A 22,203-nucleotide genomic window follows, 5' to 3' on the forward strand; every position below is an offset into this window, starting at 1 on the left:
TCATAAGGTGGGATGCGTGCTCGAAGACGTCCCCCGCGACCCGTTCGCGGATGACCCGAACGACCCCGCCGCCGAGCTGGGCGAGCCCGACGACCCGGAGCCGCTCAGCGTCGCCGAGCGGGATGAGGCGCTGACCGACCTCGGCGACGTGGAGGTCTTCCGTTCCCTACTGGAGCCCCAGGGGGTGCTGGGGCTCGTCCTCGACTGCCCCGAGTGCGGCGAGCAGCACTACTTCGACTGGGATCTGCTCCGCGGCAACCTTCGCCAGATGATCGACAACGGCCGGCCCCAGGTCCACGAACCGGCCTTCCAGCCCGACCCGTCCGACTACGTCAGCTGGGAGTACGCCCGGGGCTACGTGGACGGGGTGATCGACACCGAGGAGAGCCGCTGACTCTCCACGTCGGCCACGAGCGCGCCCAGCAGCCGGATCGCGGCGTCGGCGCCCGAGGCCACCGGCTCACGGCGGGCCAGCCCGTCGAGGATCGCGTCGGTCCGCAGTACGTCGGCCTCCACGTCGGCGTCGCCGTACGACCCGAGGAAGCGTGCCGGACGACGACGACGTTTCGTGGTCACGCAATCGACTCCAGCTCGGCCAGCTGCCTCAGCCTGGCGAGGGCGCGATGCTGGGCGACCCGGACGGCACCTGGTGACATGCCGAGTACATTACCGGTCTCCTCGGCCGAAAGACCCGACACCACCCGAAGGATGAGGAGCTCACGCTGGTTGTCCGGAAGGCGTGACAGCAGGTCACGGGCGTGCTGCGCCTCGATGTAGCGGACGACGGTCTCCTCCGGCCCGGGCCCCTCGTCCGGCCCGTCCGGCAGGTCCTGCGTCGGCACGGCGGAGCGGACGGAACTGCGCAGCGCGTCGGCCACCTTGTGCGAGGCGATTCCGAACACGAACGACGCGAACGGCCGGCCCATATCGCGATAACGCGGTAACGCGGAAAGAACGGCGATGCACACTTCCTGCGCGACGTCGTCGGCGATGTGGTAATGACCGGAGACCCTGCCCAACCGGGCTCGGCAATAACGCACCACCATGGGGCGCAGATGCCCCAGAAGCGATTCGATCGCTCTGCGATCTCCTTGTACGGCAAGGCTGGTCAGTTCCCTGAGGTCGGACTCATCCGATCTCGTCGCAAGCCTTACCCCAGTTGCGGCGTCGGCGACGCGTCCCTCGGTCACGTTAGGCATGATGCCCGCCACGATCGTGCATGTCGTCATGGTTGACGGCTACGGATTGGTCACATTGACGCGGCGATAACCAGGTGTAATCGACTGAACACAATACCGTTGGAACATTCCAACCAAATGGCCAAATCGTCAGGAATTGTCAGTCGACCGACTTCTATAAAGAAGTACGGCTCCCGCCTCAGTGAGGCGGGAGCCGTACCGCATTCTCAGGCGCCTCCCCCAGGGAAGGCTCGGGTGTCAGTGCCCGTGCCCGTGACCGTGCCCGTGGCCGCCCGCGGCCGGAGCCTCTTCCTCCTCGGGCTTGTCGACCACGAGGGCCTCGGTCGTCAGCAGCATGCCCGCGATGGACGCGGCGTTCTGAACGGCCGAACGGGTCACCTTGACCGGGTCGATGACGCCCTGGGCCACCAGGTCGCCGTACTCGCCGGTCGCGGCGTTGAGGCCCTCACCGGCCTTCAGCTCGGCGATCTTGTAGGTGACGACGTAGCCCTCGAGCCCGGCGTTCTCGGCGATCCACCGAGCCGGCTCGATCAGCGCCTTGCGCACGATCGAGACGCCGGTGGCCTCGTCGCCGGTCAGGCCGAGGTCGTCGAGTTCCTTGGAGACGTGCACGAGCGCGGAGCCACCGCCGGAGACGATGCCCTCCTCGATCGCGGCGCGCGTCGCGGAGATCGCGTCCTCGAGACGGTGCTTCTTCTCCTTGAGCTCCACCTCGGTGGCCGCGCCGACCTTGAGCACGGAGACGCCACCGGAGAGCTTCGCGAGCCGCTCCTGGAGCTTCTCACGGTCCCAGTCGGAGTCCGACTGCTCGATGGCCAGCTTGATCTCGCGGATCCGGTCCTCGATCGCGGAGGCCTCGCCGGCGCCGTCGACGACCGTCGTGGCGTCCTTCCCGACGACGACGCGGCGCGCGGTGCCGAGCACCTCGAGGCCGACGTGCTCCAGCTTGAGGCCGATCTCCTCGCTGACGACCTGGCCGCCGGTGAGGATCGCGATGTCCTGCAGCATGGCCTTGCGGCGGTCACCGAAGCCGGGCGCCTTGACGGCGACGGAGGTGAACGTGCCGCGGATCTTGTTGGTCACCAGGACGGCCAGGGCCTCGCCCTCGACGTCCTCGGCGATGACCAGCAGCTGCTTCTTGGTCTGCGCGATCTTCTCCAGCAGCGGCAGGAAGTCCGCGATGGAGGCGATCTTGCCCTGGGTGATCAGGATGTAGGGGTCCTCGAGAACGGACTCCATGCGGTCCTGGTCGGTCACCATGTAGTGCGACAGGTAACCCTTGTCGAACTGGAGGCCCTCGGTGAACTCCAGCTCGAGGCCCATGGCGTTGGACTCTTCGACGGTGATGACACCGTCCTTGCCCACCTTGTCGAACGCCTCGGCGATCAGCTCGCCGATCTTGGCGTCCTGCGCGGAGATGGTCGCGACGTTCGCGATCTCCTGCTTGTCCTCGACCGGACGGGCGCTCTCGAGCAGCCTGTCGCTGACGGCCTTGGCCGCCAGGTCGATGCCGCGCTTCAGGGCCAGCGGCTGGGCGCCGGCGGCCACGTTGCGCAGGCCCTCGCGGACCATGGCCTGGGCCAGGACGGTCGCCGTGGTGGTGCCGTCACCGGCCACGTCGTTGGTCTTGGTCGCGACTTCCTTGGCGAGCTGGGCGCCGAGGTTCTCGTACGGCTTGTCGAGCTCGACCTCACGGGCGATGGTCACGCCGTCGTTCGTGATGGTCGGCGCACCGAACTTCTTGTCGATGACCACGTTGCGGCCACGGGGGCCGAGGGTAACCTTCACGGCGTCCGCGAGGGCGTTCACGCCACGCTCAAGAGCGCGCCGCGCGTCCTCCTCGAACTCCAGGATCTTGGGCATTCAAGTCTCCTTATAAGCGCACGGGAGCCCCGGGCGCGAACGTCCCGGGGCTCCTCATGCTTGGCGCAGCCTACTTCTCGATGATGGCGAGCACGTCGCGGGCCGAGAGCACCAGGTACTCCTCGCCGCCGTACTTGACCTCGGTGCCGCCGTACTTGCTGTAGAGGACGACGTCGCCCTCCTTGACGTCGAGCGGAATGCGCTTCTCGCCGTCCTCGTCCCAGTTGCCGGGGCCTACAGCGAGGACCCGACCCTCCTGGGGCTTCTCCTTGGCGGTGTCCGGGATGACCAGACCGGAAGCGGTGGTCTGCTCAGCCTCGAGCGGCTGGACCACGATGCGGTCACCAAGCGGCTTAACGGGAACCTTAGTGGCGGTCGTCACGATCGGACCTCCCCTTCAGATTGCGATGAATGAGCTGAAGAGGCGACCAGCGGCCTGCCGTCGCGGGTGTCAGACCTGCCTCGTCGCATGTTGGCACTCTCGATAGGCGAGTGCCAACACGAAACAGTATGCAAGGGGGCCGTGACAGTCAACACGAACCCACGCCGCAGGTCATCTCGCTTTCCGGACGCACCGGACAAGCCCCCTGGGCCACGGTGCTCGCCGTGCGGGCCGCCGGAATCACGGTACCGACCGCTGAGACCGCCCCGCCGACCGCCGGGGCCACCGTGCCGACCGCTGGGTCCGCCCCGCCGACAGGCCGGGACCGCCGGGCGGGCCGTCCTCCCTCCGGTGACCCATGGGCGCGGCGCCGGCCGTACGGCGAGGCGCTAACGTCGGGAGGCGTGGACCTCGTGGCATTTCGCGACCTGCTCGAACCGGCCGGGCAGAAGGCCCTGGCGCAGGCCGTCGAGCTGGCGGAGGCGGGGGCAGATCCGATCGTGGCGGCAACCACTCTCCGTAAAAGCCACCCGCCCGAGCTCACCGCGGCCGCGCTCACCCAGGCCTCGCTGCGGCGGCGGGCGGAGGCCAAGTTCGGCGCGGACGCCGCCGTGATGTATTTCACGCCCCACGGACTGGAGCAGGCCACCCGCACGGAGGTCGCGGCCCACCGCGCCCGTCGCGCCCGCCTGCTCGCCGCGCCCGCCGCCGGCCCCGTCACGGCATCGGCCACCCGGCCGGCCCGGGAAACGGCCGTGGACCCGGTCACGGACCCGGTCACGGACCCGGTCACGGACCCGGTCACGGACCCGGCCGCCGGACCAGCCGAGGAACCGGTCACGGGACCGGCTCCGGAGCCGGTCGCGAGGGTCCTCGACGTGTGCTGCGGCATCGGCGGAGACGTCATCGCGCTCGCCCGCGCCGGGTTCGCCGTCGACGCCGTCGACCTCGACCCGCTGACCGTGGAGGTCGCCAGGGCCAACGCCGAGGCGCTGGGGTTGTCCGCCCTCGTCGGCGTCCGCACCGCCGACGCTCTCGAGACCGATCCGTCCGGATACGACCTGCTCTTCGCCGACCCGGCGAGGCGGGGGGCCAGGGGACGGATCTTCGACCCGATGGCCTACTCCCCCACCTGGCCCGCCGTGCTCGACCTGGTCTCCCGGGCGCGCACGGCCTGCCTCAAGGTCGCGCCGGGCATCCCGCACGAACTCGTCCCCGAGGGGGCGGAGGCCGAGTGGATCTCCCACAGGAGAGAGGTCAAGGAGGCGGCCATCTGGGTCGGCACGCAGGCGAGCGGGCGGCGCGCGACCATGCTGCCGTCCGGCGCGACGCTCACGTCCTCCGGCGCCGAGGCCGAGACGGGACCGGTGGGCCGCTACCTCTACGAACCCGACGGCGCGGCGGTCCGGGCGCATCTGGTCGCCGAGGTGGCCGCGATGGTCGGCGGGCGCCTGCTCGACCCGCGGATCGCCTACATCACCGGCGACGGCCGGGTGGCCACGGAATGGGCGTCCTGTTACGAGGTCACCGACATGATGCCCTTCTCGCTCAAGCACCTCCGGAGCGCGCTGAGAAACCGGAAAGTCGGGAACGTCACCATCAAGAAACGCGGTTCCGCCGTCGATATCGAGCGATTGCGGAAAGACCTCCGGCTTTCCGGTGGAAATTCAGCGGTCGTCGTTCTCACCCGTATCGACGACCGGCCGTACGTGTTGCTGTGCGACACCGCCGACCAGCACTGACCGCATCAATCCCGGCAATTCATCGAGAATTGCGATCTTTTACAGTCCACCCGAAAGCCGCGCCACTCAGGGCCTACAGTTGGCCGCGCGGTCTGTTTCCCCTGTTCGTTCATTTCCGCGAGATCGGGCCGATACCACCGCCTCAGCGAGTGAAGGAGCTTTCGGTGGACCATTCCAGCCACACCCTCCTCCAGGCGGGCAGCCAGACCGCCATCTCCGACCGGATGCGCGAACTCCTGGCCCGCGCGGCTCAGGACCACGTCTACGAGCAGCGGACGCAGGGGGCCGTGCTCGACGAGATCCGGCAGCGTCTGGAGGGCATGGAGTGGCTGCTGCGCGAGGTCCGCGAGCGTGAGCTCGGCGGCCTGAGCGGCGCCGTGGAGAACGTGGCGGGACGGCTCGAGGACATGACCACCCGGCCGCCGGCCTGGGCCGAGGCCCTCGCCCAGCATGTCGAGTCGCTGCGCGAGCACGTGGACGAGGTCAGGGGCCGCACCCAGGACGTCGCGGACCAGATGTCCGCCGTCGGCCAGCGCCTCGGCCAGGTCCACGCGAGCATGGAGGCCGCGGCGGGCCGGTTCACCCGCCTCGACAAGGCCGTCACCGAGGTGGTCCAGCGGGTCGAGAGCCTGGAGGCCGCCGTCCTGGGCCGGCTCGACGCCGTGGACGAGCGGCTGGAGGCGGCGAGCGAGCGCGTCGGAGGGCTGCCCGCGGAGCTCGAGGTCGCCGAGCTGCGCGCCGCCGTCGCCGAGATGGGCGTCGAGGTCGGCGCCACCGCGAGCTCGATCGCACCCCTCCTCGAGGCGATCAGGAACCGGCCCGGCCTCGAAGAACTCGCGGACACCGTCTCAGACGCGACGAGCCGGGTCGTGGAGCCCGTCCACGGCGACGTGGCCCGGCGGCTGGCCGCGCTCGAGGAGACCATGCTGGCGCTCGCCGAGGCCCTGCTGCGCCCCGTTCGCTCCTCCGGCGACTGATCACCGATCGCCCACGGCGAAACCACCCGCGTACGACCGCTGCGCGAAACGATCAGGACGCGCGAGTCGCCTGATGTGAACGGCCGGGACCGGTCAGACGTGGACGGTCGTGATCGGGAGCGACGAGTCCGCGGGGATCTCCAGGGTGGAGGGCGCGGTGCCGGCGGCGACCAGCTCCGATCCCAGTGCGGCCACCATGGCGCCGTTGTCGGTGCACAGTCCCGGCCGCGGGACCCTCAGCCGCACGCCCGCGGCGTCGCACCGCTCCTGAGCCAGTGCGCGGAGCCGGGAGTTGGCCGCCACTCCGCCACCGATCAGCAGGTCCTCGACGCCGTGACGGGCACACGCCTGGAGGGCCTTGCGGGTGAGCACGTCGACGACGGCCTCCTGGAACGACGCGGCGACGTCGTGGACCGGCACGGACTCGCCCGCGGCCGTACGGGCCTCCACCCAGCGGGCGACCGCCGTCTTCAGGCCGGAGAAGGAGAAGTCCAGCGTGCCGTCGTCGTACTTGCCCCGCGGGAAGGCGACGGCCGTCCCGGAGCCTTCGCGGGCCGCGCGGTCGATGTACGGGCCTCCGGGGAACGGCAGGCCGAGCACCCGCGCCACCTTGTCGAACGCCTCCCCGGCCGCGTCGTCGACGGTGGAGCCGAGCGAGACGACCTCCCGCGCCACGTCGGGCACGAGCAGCAGCGAGGAGTGGCCGCCCGAGACCAGCAGCGCGATGGCGGGCTTCGGCAGCGGTCCGTGTTCGAGCTGGTCGACGGCCACGTGCGCGGCCAGGTGGTTGACGCCGTACAGCGGGACGCCGAGCCCCATGGCGTAGGCCTTGGCGGCGGCGACGCCGACAAGCAGTGCGCCGGCGAGCCCGGGGCCAGCTGTGACGGCGACCGCGTCGATGTCCGAGAAGCGCAGGCCCGCCTTGGCGAGCGCGCTTTCCACCGTCGGCGTCATGGCCTCCAGGTGGGCGCGTGAGGCCACCTCGGGCACGACGCCGCCGAACCTCGCGTGCTCCTCCATGCTGGAGGCGATCGTGTCCGCGAGCAGCGTGTGACCGCGGACGATGCCGACGCCGGTCTCGTCGCAGGACGTCTCGATCCCCAGGACGATCGGCTCGTCAGCTCCGCTCATGCCCTGTCCCCTCGCCCTCGAGTTTCTTCATCATCGTGATGGCGTCGGTCCCGTCCTCGTAGTAGCGGCGCCGCACGCCGAGCCGCTCGAAGCCGAATCGCTCGTACATGGCCTGGGCGGGCTCGTTGTCCGACCGCACCTCGAGGAAGACCGTCTCGGCCCCGCGTCGCGCCGCCTCCGCGAGCAGCGCGCTCATCATGGCGGCCCCGACGCCGGAACGGCGGTGCCCGGCCAGGACCGCGATCGTCTGGATGTCGGCCTGGTCCGCGGCGGCCGCCAGCCCGCCGTAGCCGACGATCGCGTCGCCGACGCACGCGACGACGTAGTGCCGCGTGCGCGGCTGGTCGTTCAGCTCCCCGCGCATCATGGACTCGCTCCACGCGTCGGCGGGGAAGGTGGTCCGCTCGATCTCCATGACCGCCGGGAGGTCGTCCAGGGTCATCTGGCGCAACACGGCGCCCGGCCCGCTCACCGTGCCACTCCGTCGATCGTGACGCTCACGCCGTCACCCTCTTGGGCGCGCCCGGCACCTGGGCGTCCGGGCGGCGCAGGTAGATCGGCCGGGGCGGGCCCAGCACGCCGAGCTCGCGCGCCTTCTCCACCGAGTCGACGCGCCCCTCGGGCACGCGGGCGATCGCGGCGGCCTCCTCGTCCGTCAGCGTGGCGAGGCGTCCGGCGGCGAGCGCAGCCAACGCCGCCGCCGACGGGTGTTCGGGGCCCTCGACGCGGCCGGGGCCGATGACGTCCGCGTAGAGCAGGCCTCCCGCCCCCACCACCGGCAGGTCGGCGGGCAGGTCGTGCGGCCTGTCCACCCGGGGCCCGTCGAGGCGCGTCTCGCGGTCGCCGTACCTCGCCCAGAAGACCTCCTTGCGCCGCGCGTCGGTCGCGACCAGGAACGGGCCGGGCGTCTTCGTGGCGTACGCCAGGGCGTCGAGGGTGCACACGCCGAAGGCGGGGATGGCGGCGGTCGCCGCGAGCGCCGTGGCGGTCATCAGGCCGACCCTCAGCCCCGTGTACGGCCCCGGGCCGGTTCCGGCGACGATCGCGGTGAGATCCCGCAGCGTCACATCCGCGTCGCGCAGGACACGCTCGATCGCGGGAGCGAGAAGCTCCCCGTGCCGCCGCGCGTCGATCGTCGTCGACTCGGCCAGCACGCGTCCTCCGTCGTGCAGGGCGGCCGTGACGGCGGGTGTGGCGGTGTCGAAGGCCAAGACAAGCACGAACGTCAAGGGTAGTCGGTGCGCGGGTGCCCAAGGACCGAACGCGGAGAGGGTGACCGCCCAGGAAAGGCACGACCGCGCCGTACCGGGCACCACATCCGTCAGACGGGTGACGGCCTGCGATCTTCGTCGGGCGATCAGACGTCCTTCTCGAGGGACGCGTAGACGATGATGTTGTCGCGGTACTGGTGCGCCGACCAGTCGAAGGCGCCGCCGCAGGTGATCAGGCGCAACCCGTCCTCGGCGTAGACACGCTCGGCCGGGAAGTCGTCCTTGGGCACCCGCTCGACCGAGTCGACGAGGTAGTCGGCGGTCTTGCCGTCGCTGCGCACGACCTTGACCAGCGCGCCCTTGCGGAGATCGCGCAGTTTGTAGAACACGGCGGGCGCGGTCTTGGTGTCGACGTGGCCGATGATCACCGAGGCTCCGGGATTGCCCGGAACCGCGCTGCCGGTGTACCACCCCGCCGTCGAGGGTTTGTCGAACGGCGGAAGCTCGACGTCGCCGGCCGAGTCCAGCCCGAGCTTCATCAGCGGCGCCTTCAGGCTCAGCGAGGGGATGTCGATGCGCCTGGGCACGACCGGGTCGGGACGGGCGGCGGAGCGGGGCTCCTGGGACCGGCCGTTCGCCGCGAACAACGCGAGCCCGGTGACGACCCCGGCCACCACGACCCACCGGGACGAGACCGCCAAATCAGCTCCTTGAGCGCCTGCGGGCCACGCCGATGCCGATGCCGAGGACGGCGAGCAGCGCCACCGCGGTCACGCCCACGGGCAGGCCCGAGTCGTCGGCCGGGCCGCCGGCGGCGGTGCCTCCGCCGCCCGCGTGCGGCGCCCGGGTGGGAATCCGCGTGTGCGCCGGCGTCGGCGAGACGACCTTGAACGAGGCGCTGCCGATGTCGTTGGTGGCCTCACAGCGCACCTGCACCTTGTAGCCGCCGGCCTTCGCGTCCGCCCTGACGGGGGCGCTGCCCGTCAGGCCCGGCACGGCGGGCTCGGCCGTCGGGGAGGCCGAGGGCGAAGCGACCGGGGGCAGCAGCGAGACCGGGCCGGTGAAGGCGTCCGAGCGGGCGACGGCCCGGTAGGCGGTGCCGCCCTGCGGAAGCGGGCACTGCGCCGTGATCCGGACGCTCCTGGTCGCCCCGCCGGTGACCGACGAGGGCTCCACCACGACGTCGATGTCCTGGCGCGGGATCGTGACCGTCGGCGAGGGAAGACCGGGGGTCAGCGTGATCCCCGGGGTCGGTGAATCCGTCTGGGCCGAGGCCGAGCAGCCGAGCGCGCCGAACAGAACGACTCCCGCGACGGCGACCTGCGTGACCCTGCTCATCGGCCAACCCCTCCCACGCCCGGTCATTTACCCAGAAAATCTATGCCAATCCATGACTAGAGATCTTCTTTTCGGGATGATCCACAGGTGGGCAGGTAGGAGTCAAGGACTGCGCAGACAACCGGCCTAGATCGGACGGGACGCGCGGGAGCTCACAGGGCGGCGCCGGCCCATCGGGCGCCGACTCCGCGGAGCCGCACCAGCCGCTGCTCGCCTTCGTCCCCGCGCTCGATGTGGATCTCGAGCCGGTCGTCGGAGAGACCCTCGACGAGGCCCTCGCCCCACTCGACGACCGTCACGGACTCCTCGATCGAGGCGTCCAGGTCGAGGTCGTCAACCTCCAGCGAGCCGCCCAGCCGGTAGGCGTCCGCGTGGACGAGGGCGGGACCGCCGGACAGCGACGGGTGCACCCGGGCGATCACGAAGGTCGGCGAGGTGATCGGACCCCGCACCTTGAGACCCTCGGCGATGCCCTGCACCAAAGTGGTCTTGCCCGCGCCCAGGGGCCCGCTGAGCACGACCAGGTCGCCGGGGCCGAGCAGTGTCGCCAGCCGCGCTCCCACCGCCCGCATCTCCTCGGCGGTCGCCGCATCGATCTCCTGGACGCCGGCCCGCGAGCCGGGTGATGTGGCGCTCACACGTCCTCCCTCTCCGCCCGCTTCAACAGTGCGCGCAGGGCGTCGTTGACTGCTCCCGGCCGTTCGAGCTGCACGAGATGAGAGGTGCCGGACACCGTGGTCAGCTCGGCGGTGGGCACGGCCGCCGCGATGGCCCTGCTGTGGTCGAGGGGGGTCAGCCAGTCGCGCTCTCCGACGATGATCGCCGTGGGCACCTTGTTCAGCACGTCGAGCGCGGTCAGCTTGTCGTGCGACATCAGGGCGGGATAGAAGTCGGCGATCACCTCGCTGGGGGTGGCCCTGATCATCGAGTCCACGAAGTCCACCACGGTGGGGCTCACGCTCTTGGAGTCGCCGAACCCGAGATGGCGCAGGGCGAGGAAGGACAGGTCGGTCCCCGCCTCCCGGCCGCGGTCCACCAGGGCGCCGCTCCTGCGCATGACGGACACCGCGGACGGGACGGCCCGGTGCACGACCTTCGACAGCAGCGCCGGCAGGCCCAGCGTGAGCTCGGCCAGCTTGCCCGCCGACGTGGAGATCAGCGAGACGCCGCGGATCTTGTCGCCGAACAACTCCGGACGCCGGTCGGCCAGCGCCATGATCGTCATGCCGCCCATGGAATGGCCGACCAGCACGCAGGGGCCGGGGACCAGTTCCTCCAGCACGTGCGCGAGGTCCTCGCCGAGGCGGTCGATCGAGCAGTCCTCCGAACGCGCCGACTGCCCGTGGGATCGCTGGTCCCACAACACGAGGCGGTAGGACTCGCGCAGATCCCGCCACTGGTAGTGCCAGGAGTCCAGCGTCAGGCAGTAGCCGTGACACATCACGATCGTGAGCGGCGCGTCCTCCGGTCCGTCGACCTCCGTGTGGATCAGCACGCCGTCCGGCGTCGTGAGCGTCACGGGGCGCCCCCGGAGCTCACCGAAGGGCTCGTTGGCCTCGAGATCCGGACGCAACCGGATGCGGCCCACGGCGTACCTCTTGGCCAGGGCGGCCGCGGCCACGCCGGCCGAGGCCGCACCGACGACCGCTCCGGCGATGCCGACCCTGCGACGTGTGCTCATTACCGCTTCTCCTCGCAACCGCGGCTCAGCGTCCGTCCACGTGGACGCGCGGCACGCGGGACCCGATCCTGGTCACGATCTCATGAGTGATCGTGCCCAGGGAATCCGCCCATTCCTGACATGTCGGCTCACCATGGTCCCCGGGCCCGAAAACGATCACTTCGTCGCCCGCCTCCGCGGGGTCGTCGCCGAGATCGAGCATGAACTGGTCCATGCACACCCGCCCGGCGACCGTCCGCCGCTTCCCGGCGGCCAGCACCTCGGCCCGGTTCGTCGCACTGCGCATGATCCCGTCCGCGTACCCCAGGGGGACGAGGCCGAGCGTGGTCTCCTGCTCGGTGACGTACAGATGGCCGTAGGAGACGCCGGAGCCGGCCGGGACCCGCTTGGCCTGGGCCAGCCTCGCCGTGAGGGTCATGGCGGGGCGCAGCCCGAAGTCGCCGAGTTCGGGGACGGGGCTCAGACCGTAGACGGCGATCCCCGTCCTGACCATGTCGTACCTGGCGCGCGGCACGGTGAGGGTGGCGGCCGAGTTCGCGATGTGCCGGATGACGGTGCTCGCGACGCCCGCCTTGTCCGCGACGGCGAGGGCCTCGTCGAAGGTCGAGATCTGGCTGTCGATCGAGGGATGCCCTGGAATGTCGGCACAGGCGAAGTGGGACCAGATCCCCGTGATCTCGATCCCGCCTCCGGCCTGTACGGCCAGCGCCTTCTCCACGAGCGCGGGCCACTCGGCCATCGGCGCCCCGCCCCGCGAGATGCCGGTGTCCACCTTCAGATGGACCCTGGCGGTCCGGCCCGTGCGGCCCACGGCGGCGGCGATCTCCTCGATCACCCAGGGCGCGCTCGCGGACAGCTCCACGTCCTGGAGCAGCGCCTCGTCGAGCGGTTCCCCCGGCGTGATGATCCACGACAGGATCGGCGCCTCGATTCCCGCCTCGCGCAGCGCGAGGGCCTCCCGTACAAACGCGGTGCCGAGCCTGGAGGCGCCGGCCTCGATGCACGCCCGCGCCACGGGGACCAGGCCGTGACCGTAGGCGTCGGCCTTGACTGCCGCCATCATCGCCGCGCCCGGGGCGCTCGCCGCCAAGAGCCCGACGTTGTGCCGGATCGCGGCGAGATCCACCCGCGCCTCGGCCGGGGTGACCTGGTGCGCTGTCGAGAAGCTCATTTCCCCAGTCTGTCAGTTGGGTCCCGCGCCCGTGACCACGAGACACCCCGCGTCCGCGCGCTTTCCACGCCTCACGGGCGCTTCATCAGAGCATCCGGAGGGCCGCGGGAAGCGCCTCGGCCACGTCGAGAGCGGCGATCGGCGCCTCGCCCCCACCCGCCCCGCCACCCTTGCCCGTCCCGCCGCCCCTGGCCGCGACCCGGGCGGCCAGACCGTGCACGTGCGCCGCGCACGAGGCGGCGTCGTACGCGCTGAGTCCTCCGGCCAGGAAGGCGCCCGCGATGCCCGACAACACGTCGCCTGTGCCCCCCGTGGCCAGCCACGGCGTGCCGGTGGTGATCGCCCGCACCGGCAGGCCGGTCTCGGCGATCAGCGTCGTCGACCCCTTCAGCAGCACGGTGACGCCCAGTTCGTCAGCCGCCCGGCGTACGTGCTCGAGGCGGCGGGCCTCGATCAGCTCCCTGGGCACCCCCAGCAGGCGGGACAGTTCGCCCGCGTGCGGAGTGATGAGCGTGGGCGCCGCCCTGCGCAGGAGAGCTCGATCCGCGGCCACGATCGTGAGCCCGTCGGCGTCCACGAGCACGGGCACCTCGGCCGACAGGACGGCACGGGCCACGGCGTGAGCCTCGGTTCCCGTCCCCATCCCGGGGCCGACCACCCACGCCTGCACCCGTCCGATCGCGTCCAGCGAGACCCCGGAGGCGGTGTCCAGGATGGTCGTGACGACCTCCGGCCAGCGGGCCCGCACGAGCCGGACCGGCTCCGCCGAGCTCGCGAAGCGCACCATCCCCGCGCCCGCACGCACGGCGCCGCCGGCCGACAGCACGGCCGCCCCGGTGTAGGTGTCGCTGCCCGCCGCGATTCCCACGACCCCCCGGCGGTACTTGTCGGACTCCGCCTCCGGCCTCGGAAGCAGGGCCGCGACGTCCCCGTCCGCCGGCGCGGCGACGTCCGGTCCCGGCAGGTGGGGGCGCAGGCCGATGTCCACCAGTTCCACCATGCCCGCGTGCGTGGCGCCCGGATCCACGAACAGTCCCGTCTTGTAGGCGCCGAACGTCACGGTGACGTGGGCCTTCACCGCGGGACCCGCCACGAGTCCCGTGCCCGAGTCGACCCCGCTCGGCACGTCGACCGCCACCACCAGCGCGGGCGTGTCCGCCGTCGCGCTCGCCAGCGTCCCGTACGGCTCCCGCAGCGCGCCGCCGCCTCCGATTCCGACGAGCCCGTCCAGGACGAGATCGGCGTCGCCGACCAGGCCGAGGGCCTCCTCGGTGAACGCGACGGCCCTTCCCCCCGCCGCCAGCAGCGCGGCCAGGCCGCCCTCATGGGTCCGCGAGCCCGCGAGGACCGCCACGACGCGGGCTCCCCTGCGGGCGAGCCGGGCTCCGGCGTAGAGGGCGTCGCCGCCGTTGTCGCCGCTGCCGGTGAGCACGGTGACGCGCGAGCCGTACACCCGGCCGTGCGCCCCCGTGAGCAGACGGGCGCACACGACGGCCAGGCCCGCCGCCGCCCGCTGCATGAGCGTCCCTGCCGGGAGGCCGGCCATCAGCGCCGCCTCGGCGGTCCGGATCTGGTCGGGGCTGTACGCGGTCCGCATGCGTCTGACGGTAACCCGGCGAGTCCGGCGTCTCGATCACCGGCCCGGAGCGACGAGCGTGTCAGGACTCGGCGATCACGTAGGCCACGGCCACCCCGCCGTCGTGGGAGAGCGACACGTGCCAGCGGGCGACCCCGAGTTCGCGGGCCACGTCGGCGGCCCGGCCGGTGATCCGCAGAGTGGGCCGTCCGTCGTCCTCCTTGAGGATCTCGGCCTCGAGGTGGCTCATCCCGGGCGGCGCGCCGAGCGCCTTCGCCACCGCCTCCTTGGCGGCGAACCTGACGGCGAGCGAGGCCGGCGGGAGCGTTCGTTCCGCGTCGGTGAACAGGCGCGACCTCAGCTTGGGCGTGCGGTTCAGCGCCGCCTCGAAGCGAGCCACGTCGACCACGTCGACCCCGATGCCCACGATCACCCGAGCAGCGTACGCGGTGCGAGTGGGGAGGAAGGCCGCTCGCCACGCCGCCGAATTCCGGCGGTATCGGCCAGTCCTTCCCACTTCCTCACATAAGTAATCCATCGATTTTTGTCCACAGGCTGTGCACGACCCGGGATCGATCGACTCCGAAGCGATCGAATACGCTTCCGTCGTGGCAGATGGGAACGGCTACGCCGAGTTCAGCCGGGAACAGTGGCGGGATCTTCGCAGGAACACCCCGCTCACGCTCACCGAGGCCGAGTTGGAGGAGTTGCGGGGCGTCGACGACCCGATCGACCTGGCCGAGGTGACCGACATCTACCTGCCGCTCACCCGCCTGCTCAACCTGCACTTCACCGGATCGCGCCAGCGCGGCGCCGCGGTGGGGGCGTTCCTGGGCGAGCCCGAGGAGCGCGTGCCGTACGTGCTCGGGATCGCCGGGAGCGTCGCGGTCGGCAAGTCGACCACCGCCCGGCTGCTGCACACCCTGCTGGCCCGCTGGCCGGAGCATCCGCGGGTGGACCTGGTGACCACCGACAGCTTCCTCTACCCCAACAAGGTGCTGGAGGAGCGCGGGATCATGCACCGCAAGGGCTTCCCGGAGAGCTACGACCGCCGGGCGCTGGTCGCGTTCGTGGCCGACGTCAAGGCGGGCCGCGCCTCGGTGGACGCCCCCGTCTACAGCCACCTGGAGTACGACATCGTGCCCGGCGCCGCGCAGACCGTCCGGCGGCCGGACATCCTGATCGTCGAGGGCCTCAACGTCCTGCAGCCCGCGCCGCCGGACGCGCTGGCCGTGTGCGACTACTTCGACTTCTCGATCTACGTGGACGCCCGGGTCGAGGACATCAGGAGCTGGTACGTGGACCGGTTCCACCAGCTGCGCCGCACGGCCTTCTCCGACCCCAAGTCCTACTTCACGCACATCGCCGACCTGTCGGACGCCGAGGCCACCGAGTTCGCCAGAAACGTGTGGCGCGACATCAACGAGGTCAACCTCGTCCAGAACATCGCGCCCACCCGGGGCCGCGCGGGCCTGATCCTCAGCAAGGGTTCCGACCACTCCGTCGAGCGGGTACGCCTCCGCCGCACCTGAGGCGGACGTCGACCGGCCACCCGCAGGGGACACCCGGGGCGCCCTCCCCACGAGGAGGTAGGAGACGGGCCCCTGCCGCCCACCGGAGGATGACGGCCGACTCGTCCGTCCGAAGGAGGCCCGTCACGATGCGGGGCCGATAGTGTGCGAATCATGACAGCGAGCGGCATCACCTGCATCGCGACCGAGGGCCTGACCAAACGATTCCCTCGCGTCACCGCGCTCGAGGACCTGACGGTCACGGCGGGAGCCGGGGTGACCGGCCTGGTAGGCGCCAACGGTGCGGGGAAGTCCACCCTCATCAAGATCCTTCTCGGTCTGCTTCCCGCGACGTCGGGACGCGCCCGCGTCCTCGACATGGACGCGGCCACCCAGGGCGCGGAGATCCGCCGGGTCGTGGGATACATGCCCGAGCACGACTGCCTGCCGCCGGACGTGTCGGCCACCGAGTTCGTGGTCCACATGGCCCAGATGTCCGGGCTGCCGCGGACGGCAGCGCGCGAGCGGGCTGCCGACACGCTGCGGCACGTCGGCCTCGACGAAGAGCGCTACCGCCCGATCGGCGGTTACTCGACCGGCATGCGCCAGAAGGTCAAGCTCGCGCAGGCCCTCGTCCACGATCCCCGTCTGGTCTTCCTCGACGAACCCACCAACGGTCTCGACCCGCGCGGCCGCGACGAGATGCTCGCGCTCATCCGCCGCATCGGCGGCGAGTTCGGCATCAGCGTCCTCGTCACGTCCCACCTGCTGGGCGAGTTGGAGCGCGTCTGCGACCACGTCGTCGTCATCGACGCGGGCCGCCTGCTGCGGTCGTCGTCGATCGGGGAGTTCACCCAGGCCACCCAGGCCATCGCCGTGGAGGTCGAGGACGGCCTCCAGTCGCTGGCCGACCGCCTGACCGGGGTGGGCGAGGCGGTCGCCGTACAGGGCCGGACGCTGACCGTCCAGGTGCCGGCCGAGGCCGACCCGGGGCGGGCCTACGACGCGGTGCGCGACGCCGTCTGCGATCTCAACCTCAACCTCGTACGGCTGGAGCAGCGCCGCGGCCACATCGAGGACGTGTTCAAGGAGCCGGCCGCATGATGCCAGAGCCGACCGGTGTCATCCACGACATCGGATACCGCCATTACGAAGGCGCACGGCTGGGCCGTGGCAACGCCTTCATGGCCCTCGCCCTCCACAGCCTCAGGGGCGCCTTCGGTTTCGGCCGCACGGCACGCGCCAAGATCATGCCGCTGCTGCTGGTCACGATCATGTTGCTGCCGGCGGTGGTCTCGATCGCCGTCATGGCGCTCGTGAAGCAGCCGGCCATGCGTTATCACGAGTACGCGGTCATCATGCAGGCCGTGCTCGCCATCTTCCTCGCGGCGCAGGCGCCCTACCTCGTGGCGCCCGACCTGCGGTTCCGGGTGCTTCCGCTCTACCTGTCCCGGCCGGTGGGCGTGCTCGACTACCTCGGCGCGAAACTGGCCGCGATGTCGGTCGCGATGTTCCTCGTGCTGGCCCTCCCGCTCACCCTCCTGTTCGCCGGCGAACTGCTGGTCGACCTGCCCGGCCCGCCGAAAACCGGCGAGTACTTCGCCTCGATGGGCGGCGCCGTGATCCTGGCCGTGCTGCTCGCCTCACTCGGTCTCGCCCTGGCCTCGTTCACGCCTCGCCGCGGGCTCGGCGTCGCCTCGGTGATCGCGTTCTACCTGTTCACCTCGGCCGTCACTGCGGTGTTCTTCGGCGTGCTCATGTCCATGGGCGAGGACGCCGCGGCCAAATGGTCGATGATGGTCAGCCCGTTCTTCCTGGTCGACTCCGTGCAGGTCGCGCTGTTCGGGACCGACCCGTCCAACGGGGAGGGGTATCCGCCCGGCCTGTGGTCGTGCGTGATCCTGCTCGCGGTGATCGCCGTCGCGTTGTCCGGTCTCGTCCTCCGCTACCGGAAGGCCGCGTCGTCATGACCATGACCACCACCCCGACGACCACCCGCCACAGCGTCGTCGAGCTCACCCAGGTGTCCCGCTGGTACGGCAACGTCGTCGCCGTCAACGACGTCACGATGACGATCGGACCTGGCGTGACCGGCCTGCTGGGTCCGAACGGCGCCGGCAAGTCCACGCTGCTCCACATGATGGCCGGGTTCCTCGCGCCCTCGGGCGGCTCGGCCACGCTCAACGGCCGGCGCATCTGGCGCAACCACGAGATCTACCGGCTCATCGGGCTGGTCCCGGAGAAGGAGGCCGTCTACGGCTTCCTCACCGGATGGCAGTTCGTGCTCTCCGCCGCCCGGCTGCACGGCCTGCCGTCTCCGGCGGACGCCGCGACCCGGGCCCTCGACCTCGTGGAGATGTCGCCGGCGAAGGACCGTCGCATCGAGACCTACTCCAAGGGCATGCGCCAGCGGGTGAAGGTCGCGGCCGCGCTGGTCCACGACCCCCAGGTGCTGCTGCTCGACGAGCCGTTCAACGGCATGGACCCGCGCCAGCGGCTCCATCTCATGGACCTCGTCCGGCAACTCGGCGAGGCCGGCCGGACCATCCTGTTCAGCTCGCACATCCTCGAAGAGGTCGAGCGGGTCGCCCAGCAGATCGAGGTGCTCGTCGCCGGTCGGCACGCGGCCTCCGGCAACTTCCGCGAGATCCGCAGGCGGATGACCGACCGGCCGCACCTGTTCCGGGTCCGGTCGAGCGACGACAGGCGGCTGGCCGCCGCGCTGATCGCGGACGCATCCTCCAGCGCGGTGTCGCTCACCGACCAGGGCGTCGAGGTTCAGGCCGTGGACTTCTCCCGGTTCACCTCGCTGCTGCCCAAGCTCGCCAGGGACCTCGACATCCATCTGTGGCAGGTCTCTCCCACGGACGAGGACCTGGAGAGCGTCTTCTCCTACCTGATCTCCCGGAGCTCCGCATGAACCCGCGGGCGTCCAAGGAAGGCGGCGGCGCGACGGCGCCGTCGAGCAGTCGAGCGGAGCGAGACCGATGAACGCAGTCGTGGCGGATATCACCTATCGGGCGATGCTGGGGCGCAAGCGCATCTGGCTGCTCGCGCTGCTTCCGGCGGCGCTGATCGGCATGGCGGCGCTGCTGAGACTGATCGGCGGCCCGGACGAGCACACGGCCGTGACGCTCATGCAGACGTTCTCCATCGGGACGATGTTGCCGCTCCTCGGGCTCATCGCCGGCACCGGCGTGATCGCTCCGGAGATCGAGGACGGCACGATCATGCATCTGCTGGCCAAGCCGATCTCCCGGCCGGTGATCGCGCTGACGAAGTTCGCCGTCGCCGCGTCGCTGGTGGCGGTGTTCGGGGCGTTGAGCACATTCGTGGCGGCGTTCCTGCTGATCCGCGACGAGTCGGGCGTGGCCTACGGCTTCACGCTCGGCGCCCTGGTCGGCGGCGTGGCGTACGCGGCGGTGTTCATGCTCGTGGGCGTGCTCACCCGGCACGCGGTGACGGTCGGCGTCATCTACGCGCTCGTGTGGGAGGGCCTGGTCGGCGGATACGTGCCCGGCGCCCGGTCCCTGTCCATCCAGCAGTGGGCCCAGTCGATCGCCGACCGGATCTCCTCCTCCGCCTTCCTCACCTCGAACGTCTCACTCGGCTTCGCCGTACCCGCGATGATCATCGTGACGGTGGGCGCGCTCGTGTGGGCTGGCCAGCGGCTGCGGTCGCTGTCGCTCACCGGCGACGAGTGACCTTCCAGCCGAATCCACCGGCGACGGAAAAGGCACGGTCCGCACCCTCCGGGGCGCGGACCGTGCCTTTTCTTTTCAGCGCTTGTTCAGGCGCAGACCGTACGGACGACGTCCGCCAACCGGTGGGCCACGGACGACGCCTGGTCGTGCGACTCCGCCTCGACCATGACGCGGATCATCGGCTCGGTTCCGCTCGGCCGGATGAGCACCCGTCCGGTGTCGCCGAGGTCGGCCTCCGCCTTGGCGACGGCCGCCAGCAGCTCGGGCGCGGACGCCTTCGCCTTGTCGACGTCACGGACGTTCACCAGCACCTGGGGCAGTTTGGTCATCACGGACGCCAGCTCCGCCAGCGACCGCTTCGACCGCGCCACCTCGGCCATCAGGTGCAACGAGGTGAGGAGACCGTCGCCGGTCGTGGCGTGATCCAGCATGATCACATGACCGGACTGCTCCCCGCCGAAGTTGAACCCGCTCTGCTTCATCGCCTCCAGGACGTACCGGTCGCCCACGGCGGTCTCCACCATGTTCAGCCCGGCGTTCCGAATAGCGATCTTGAATCCGAGGTTGGACATCACGGTGGCGACCACGGTGTCCTCGGCCAGGCGGCCGTCGGCGTGCATGGCCAGCGCCAGGATCGCCATGATCTGGTCGCCGTCGACCTCGTCGCCGTCGGCGGTCACCGCGAGGCAACGATCGGCGTCACCGTCGTAGGCGACTCCGAGGTCGGCGCCGCGCTCGATGACGGCCGCCTTGAGAGCGCCGAGATGCGTCGACCCGACGCCTTCGTTGATGTTGAGACCGTCCGGAGTGGCGCCGATGGTCTCAACGACCGCGCCCGAGCGCAGCAGCGCCTCGGGGGCGACCATGTGCGCCGCGCCGTGCGCGCAGTCGACGACCACGCGGAGCCCGTCCAGACGGTGGGGCAGGGTGGACAACAGGTGCGAGACGTATCGATCCGCCTCGCCGTACGCCTCCCGGACCCGGCCCACGGACGGGCCGACCGGGCGGTCCCACTTCTCCCCGAGCCGCTGCTCGATCTCGTTCTCCACCGCGTCGGGCAGCTTGTACCCGCCACGCGTGAAGAACTTGACCCCGTTGTCCGGAGCCGGATTGTGGGACGCGGAGAGCATGACACCGAGGTCGGCTCCCAGCGCGGATGTCAGATACGCGACCGCCGGGGTGGGCAGCACGCCGAGCCGAAGCACATCCACGCCTGACGACGCGAGGCCGGCGACCACGGACGCCTCAAGGAATTCCCCTGAGGCCCGCGGGTCCCGGCCTACGACGGCGATCGGGCGGCCGCGCCGCCCGACGCTGGCGTGGAACGCCCCGGCGTCGCCGAGGACATGAGCGGCGGCCACGGACAAGTCCATGGCCAGTTCCGCGGTGAGGTCGCGACCCGCGACCCCACGTACCCCGTCGGTGCCGAAAAGGCGTCCCAACTTAACGCTTGCTGTACTGCGGAGCCTTACGGGCCTTCTTGAGGCCGTACTTCTTGCGCTCCGTGGCACGCGCGTCACGGGTGAGGAAGCCGGCCTTCTTCAGCGGCGGGCGGTTGACCTCGGCGTCCAGGATGGCGAGCGCGCGGGACAGGCCCATGCGCAGCGCACCGGCCTGGCCGGTCACGCCGCCGCCGTCGATGCGCGCGATGACGTCGAACGCGTCCTCGGCGCCGAGGACGACGAACGGCTCGTTCACGATCTGCTGGTGGACCTTGTTCGGGAAGTAGGTGTCCAGCGAACGGCCGTTGATCGTCCACTTGCCGGTGCCCGGCACGATGCGGACACGGGCGATGGCCTCCTTGCGGCGGCCGGTGCCGTACGAGTTGCCCGTGGTGACGGGCTTGCGCACGGGGGCGTCGCTCTGGGGCGTGGACTCAGTGGTGTACTCGGACGGGAACTCCTCCGCGGAGAAGTCTTCCAGCTCGCCCTCGACGAGCGTCTCGGTACCGGTGGGCTCAGCCACGGTTCTCCTCTTACTTTCCTGGCTCGACGATTACTGGGCGATCTGGGTGATCTCGAAGGTCACCGGCTTCTGAGCCGTGTGCGGGTGCTCGGCTCCCGCATAGACCTTGAGCTTCTTGGCCATCTTCCGGCCGAGGGCGTTCTTGGGCAGCATGCCCTTGACCGCCTTCTCCACGGCCCGGTCCGGCCGCTTCTCCATGAGCTCGCCGTAGGTCACGGCGCGCAGACCACCGGGGTAGCCCGAGTGGCGGTACGCCTTCTTCTGCTCGAGCTTGTTGCCGGTCAGGGCGATCTTGTCCGCGTTGATGACGATGACGAAGTCACCCGTGTCGACATGCGGAGCGAAGATCGGCTTGTGCTTGCCGCGAAGCAGAGTGGCGACGTGGCTGGCCAGCCGGCCGAGCACGACGTCGGTGGCGTCGATGACGTACCACTGACGTTCGACGTCGTTGGGCTTCGGTGAGAACGTGCGCACGGCAGTGCCTTCTGTCGGAATGTGAACTCTCGGTAGGTTGCGCAGGCACGGCGACAACCTCCGTCTCCACTGAACGGGAGAAGGCGCCGGACGCGCCGCGAGCCGGTCTTCTCGCAGACCGGTCCACACACAACGAACTAGCAGACTAACCGACCTCATGCGGCAGGGTCAAAACGACGCCCGCACCGCGAAGATCAGACGGACATCTGACCCCAAGGTAACATTTGAACGTTCAGCAAATACTTTCTCGTTGTCCCCTTCTTCCACATGCCGCGGAT

The 22,203-nt window shown here is 70.6% G+C and carries 25 protein-coding genes; 8 read left to right on the plus strand and 17 right to left on the minus strand.

Going from position 1 to position 22,203, the window contains the following annotated elements:
* The first annotated feature begins 16 nt into the window (after positions 1 to 16).
* Entirely contained in the window at positions 17 to 394 is a 378-nt protein-coding gene (locus Pph01_RS27500) for a DUF5319 domain-containing protein (protein ID WP_204076068.1), read from the plus strand.
* Here Pph01_RS27500 and Pph01_RS27505 read toward each other — a convergent pair.
* The 4 genes from Pph01_RS27505 to groES all read right to left on the minus strand — a co-directional run bounded on the left by Pph01_RS27505 (position 355) and on the right by groES (position 3,444).
* Complete coding sequence (locus Pph01_RS27505; RefSeq protein ID WP_204076069.1) at positions 355 to 576, minus strand: hypothetical protein; 222 nt, start codon at positions 574 to 576, stop codon at positions 355 to 357. The genes Pph01_RS27500 and Pph01_RS27505 overlap by 40 nt on opposite strands.
* Positions 573 to 1,199: a sigma-70 family RNA polymerase sigma factor gene (locus Pph01_RS27510; protein ID WP_204076117.1), complete on the minus strand. Its 627-nt coding sequence runs from the start codon at positions 1,197 to 1,199 to the stop codon at positions 573 to 575. Before Pph01_RS27510 ends, Pph01_RS27505 begins: the two co-directional genes overlap by 4 nt.
* A 237-nt stretch (positions 1,200 to 1,436) precedes the next feature.
* Positions 1,437 to 3,062 (minus strand): chaperonin GroEL, encoded by a 1,626-nt coding sequence (gene groL / locus Pph01_RS27515; RefSeq protein WP_204076070.1) that lies wholly within the window; start codon positions 3,060 to 3,062, stop codon positions 1,437 to 1,439.
* A gap of 70 nt (positions 3,063 to 3,132) precedes the next feature.
* On the minus strand, positions 3,133 to 3,444 hold the full coding sequence (gene groES / locus Pph01_RS27520; RefSeq protein ID WP_030508383.1) for a co-chaperone GroES: 312 nt from the start codon (positions 3,442 to 3,444) through the stop codon (positions 3,133 to 3,135).
* 404 nt (positions 3,445 to 3,848) lie between these two features.
* Between groES and Pph01_RS27525 the strand changes: the two genes are divergently transcribed.
* Together Pph01_RS27525 and Pph01_RS27530 are read left to right on the plus strand one after the other, a co-directional pair.
* Positions 3,849 to 5,186 (plus strand): class I SAM-dependent methyltransferase, encoded by a 1,338-nt coding sequence (locus tag Pph01_RS27525; protein ID WP_239117056.1) that lies wholly within the window; start codon positions 3,849 to 3,851, stop codon positions 5,184 to 5,186.
* 164 nt (positions 5,187 to 5,350) lie between these two features.
* Positions 5,351 to 6,163: a hypothetical protein gene (locus tag Pph01_RS27530; protein ID WP_204076072.1), complete on the plus strand. Its 813-nt coding sequence runs from the start codon at positions 5,351 to 5,353 to the stop codon at positions 6,161 to 6,163.
* 93 nt (positions 6,164 to 6,256) lie between these two features.
* Here Pph01_RS27530 and tsaD read toward each other — a convergent pair whose 3' ends face one another.
* The 10 genes from tsaD to Pph01_RS27580 form a co-directional block, all read right to left on the minus strand.
* Complete coding sequence (gene tsaD / locus Pph01_RS27535) at positions 6,257 to 7,294, minus strand: tRNA (adenosine(37)-N6)-threonylcarbamoyltransferase complex transferase subunit TsaD (protein ID WP_204076073.1); 1,038 nt, start codon at positions 7,292 to 7,294, stop codon at positions 6,257 to 6,259.
* Positions 7,281 to 7,766 carry a ribosomal protein S18-alanine N-acetyltransferase gene (gene rimI, locus Pph01_RS27540; RefSeq protein WP_373315688.1) on the minus strand — a complete coding sequence of 162 codons (486 nt, stop codon included), beginning with the start codon at positions 7,764 to 7,766 and terminating at the stop codon, positions 7,281 to 7,283. Before rimI ends, tsaD begins: the two co-directional genes overlap by 14 nt.
* Before the next feature lie 25 nt (positions 7,767 to 7,791).
* Positions 7,792 to 8,514: a tRNA (adenosine(37)-N6)-threonylcarbamoyltransferase complex dimerization subunit type 1 TsaB gene (tsaB, locus tag Pph01_RS27545; protein WP_204076074.1), complete on the minus strand. Its 723-nt coding sequence runs from the start codon at positions 8,512 to 8,514 to the stop codon at positions 7,792 to 7,794.
* Between the two features lie 137 nt (positions 8,515 to 8,651).
* Positions 8,652 to 9,206: a class F sortase gene (locus tag Pph01_RS27550; protein WP_204076075.1), complete on the minus strand. Its 555-nt coding sequence runs from the start codon at positions 9,204 to 9,206 to the stop codon at positions 8,652 to 8,654.
* A gap of 1 nt (position 9,207) precedes the next feature.
* Positions 9,208 to 9,843: a hypothetical protein gene (locus tag Pph01_RS27555; RefSeq protein ID WP_204076076.1), complete on the minus strand. Its 636-nt coding sequence runs from the start codon at positions 9,841 to 9,843 to the stop codon at positions 9,208 to 9,210.
* 152 nt (positions 9,844 to 9,995) lie between these two features.
* On the minus strand, positions 9,996 to 10,415 hold the full coding sequence (tsaE, locus tag Pph01_RS27560) for a tRNA (adenosine(37)-N6)-threonylcarbamoyltransferase complex ATPase subunit type 1 TsaE (RefSeq protein WP_204076119.1): 420 nt from the start codon (positions 10,413 to 10,415) through the stop codon (positions 9,996 to 9,998).
* A 62-nt stretch (positions 10,416 to 10,477) separates the two neighbouring features.
* A complete protein-coding gene (locus Pph01_RS27565) occupies positions 10,478 to 11,524 on the minus strand; it encodes an alpha/beta fold hydrolase (protein WP_204076077.1) in 1,047 nt (348 codons plus the stop codon).
* Positions 11,525 to 11,549: 25 nt separating this feature from the next.
* Complete coding sequence (gene alr, locus Pph01_RS27570; protein WP_204076078.1) at positions 11,550 to 12,695, minus strand: alanine racemase; 1,146 nt, start codon at positions 12,693 to 12,695, stop codon at positions 11,550 to 11,552.
* Positions 12,696 to 12,780: 85 nt separating this feature from the next.
* On the minus strand, positions 12,781 to 14,292 hold the full coding sequence (locus Pph01_RS27575; protein ID WP_204076079.1) for an NAD(P)H-hydrate dehydratase: 1,512 nt from the start codon (positions 14,290 to 14,292) through the stop codon (positions 12,781 to 12,783).
* A 61-nt stretch (positions 14,293 to 14,353) separates the two neighbouring features.
* Positions 14,354 to 14,704: a holo-ACP synthase gene (locus Pph01_RS27580; protein ID WP_204076080.1), complete on the minus strand. Its 351-nt coding sequence runs from the start codon at positions 14,702 to 14,704 to the stop codon at positions 14,354 to 14,356.
* 175 nt (positions 14,705 to 14,879) lie between these two features.
* On the opposite strand from Pph01_RS27580, the gene coaA reads away from it, so the two are divergent.
* The 5 genes from coaA (at position 14,880) to Pph01_RS27605 (ending at position 19,486) form a co-directional block, all read left to right on the plus strand.
* Complete coding sequence (gene coaA / locus Pph01_RS27585) at positions 14,880 to 15,803, plus strand: type I pantothenate kinase (protein WP_204076081.1); 924 nt, start codon at positions 14,880 to 14,882, stop codon at positions 15,801 to 15,803.
* A gap of 153 nt (positions 15,804 to 15,956) precedes the next feature.
* A complete protein-coding gene (locus Pph01_RS27590) occupies positions 15,957 to 16,886 on the plus strand; it encodes an ABC transporter ATP-binding protein (RefSeq protein WP_239117057.1) in 930 nt (309 codons plus the stop codon).
* Positions 16,883 to 17,752 (plus strand): ABC transporter permease, encoded by an 870-nt coding sequence (locus Pph01_RS27595; RefSeq protein ID WP_239117058.1) that lies wholly within the window; start codon positions 16,883 to 16,885, stop codon positions 17,750 to 17,752. The genes Pph01_RS27590 and Pph01_RS27595 overlap by 4 nt, the downstream gene beginning before the upstream one ends.
* A complete protein-coding gene (locus Pph01_RS27600; RefSeq protein ID WP_239117059.1) occupies positions 17,749 to 18,702 on the plus strand; it encodes an ABC transporter ATP-binding protein in 954 nt (317 codons plus the stop codon). Before Pph01_RS27595 ends, Pph01_RS27600 begins: the two co-directional genes overlap by 4 nt.
* A gap of 67 nt (positions 18,703 to 18,769) precedes the next feature.
* Positions 18,770 to 19,486, plus strand: coding sequence for an ABC transporter permease (locus Pph01_RS27605; RefSeq protein ID WP_204076082.1), 717 nt, complete (start codon positions 18,770 to 18,772; stop codon positions 19,484 to 19,486).
* A gap of 86 nt (positions 19,487 to 19,572) precedes the next feature.
* Here the strand turns inward: Pph01_RS27605 and glmM are convergent, their stop codons facing one another.
* From glmM to rplM, 3 genes are read right to left on the minus strand one after another with little or no spacing between them, the layout of a single operon-like run.
* Positions 19,573 to 20,928 carry a phosphoglucosamine mutase gene (gene glmM, locus Pph01_RS27610; protein ID WP_204076083.1) on the minus strand — a complete coding sequence of 452 codons (1,356 nt, stop codon included), beginning with the start codon at positions 20,926 to 20,928 and terminating at the stop codon, positions 19,573 to 19,575.
* 1 nt (position 20,929) lies between these two features.
* Positions 20,930 to 21,451, minus strand: coding sequence for a 30S ribosomal protein S9 (gene rpsI / locus Pph01_RS27615; protein WP_204076084.1), 522 nt, complete (start codon positions 21,449 to 21,451; stop codon positions 20,930 to 20,932).
* Between the two features lie 30 nt (positions 21,452 to 21,481).
* Entirely contained in the window at positions 21,482 to 21,925 is a 444-nt protein-coding gene (gene rplM, locus Pph01_RS27620; RefSeq protein WP_204076085.1) for a 50S ribosomal protein L13, read from the minus strand.
* Between the last annotated feature and the right edge of the window lie 278 nt (positions 21,926 to 22,203).

Source organism: Planotetraspora phitsanulokensis (genome assembly GCF_016863295.1).
In the GTDB taxonomy this organism is placed as follows: domain Bacteria; phylum Actinomycetota; class Actinomycetes; order Streptosporangiales; family Streptosporangiaceae; genus Planotetraspora; species Planotetraspora phitsanulokensis.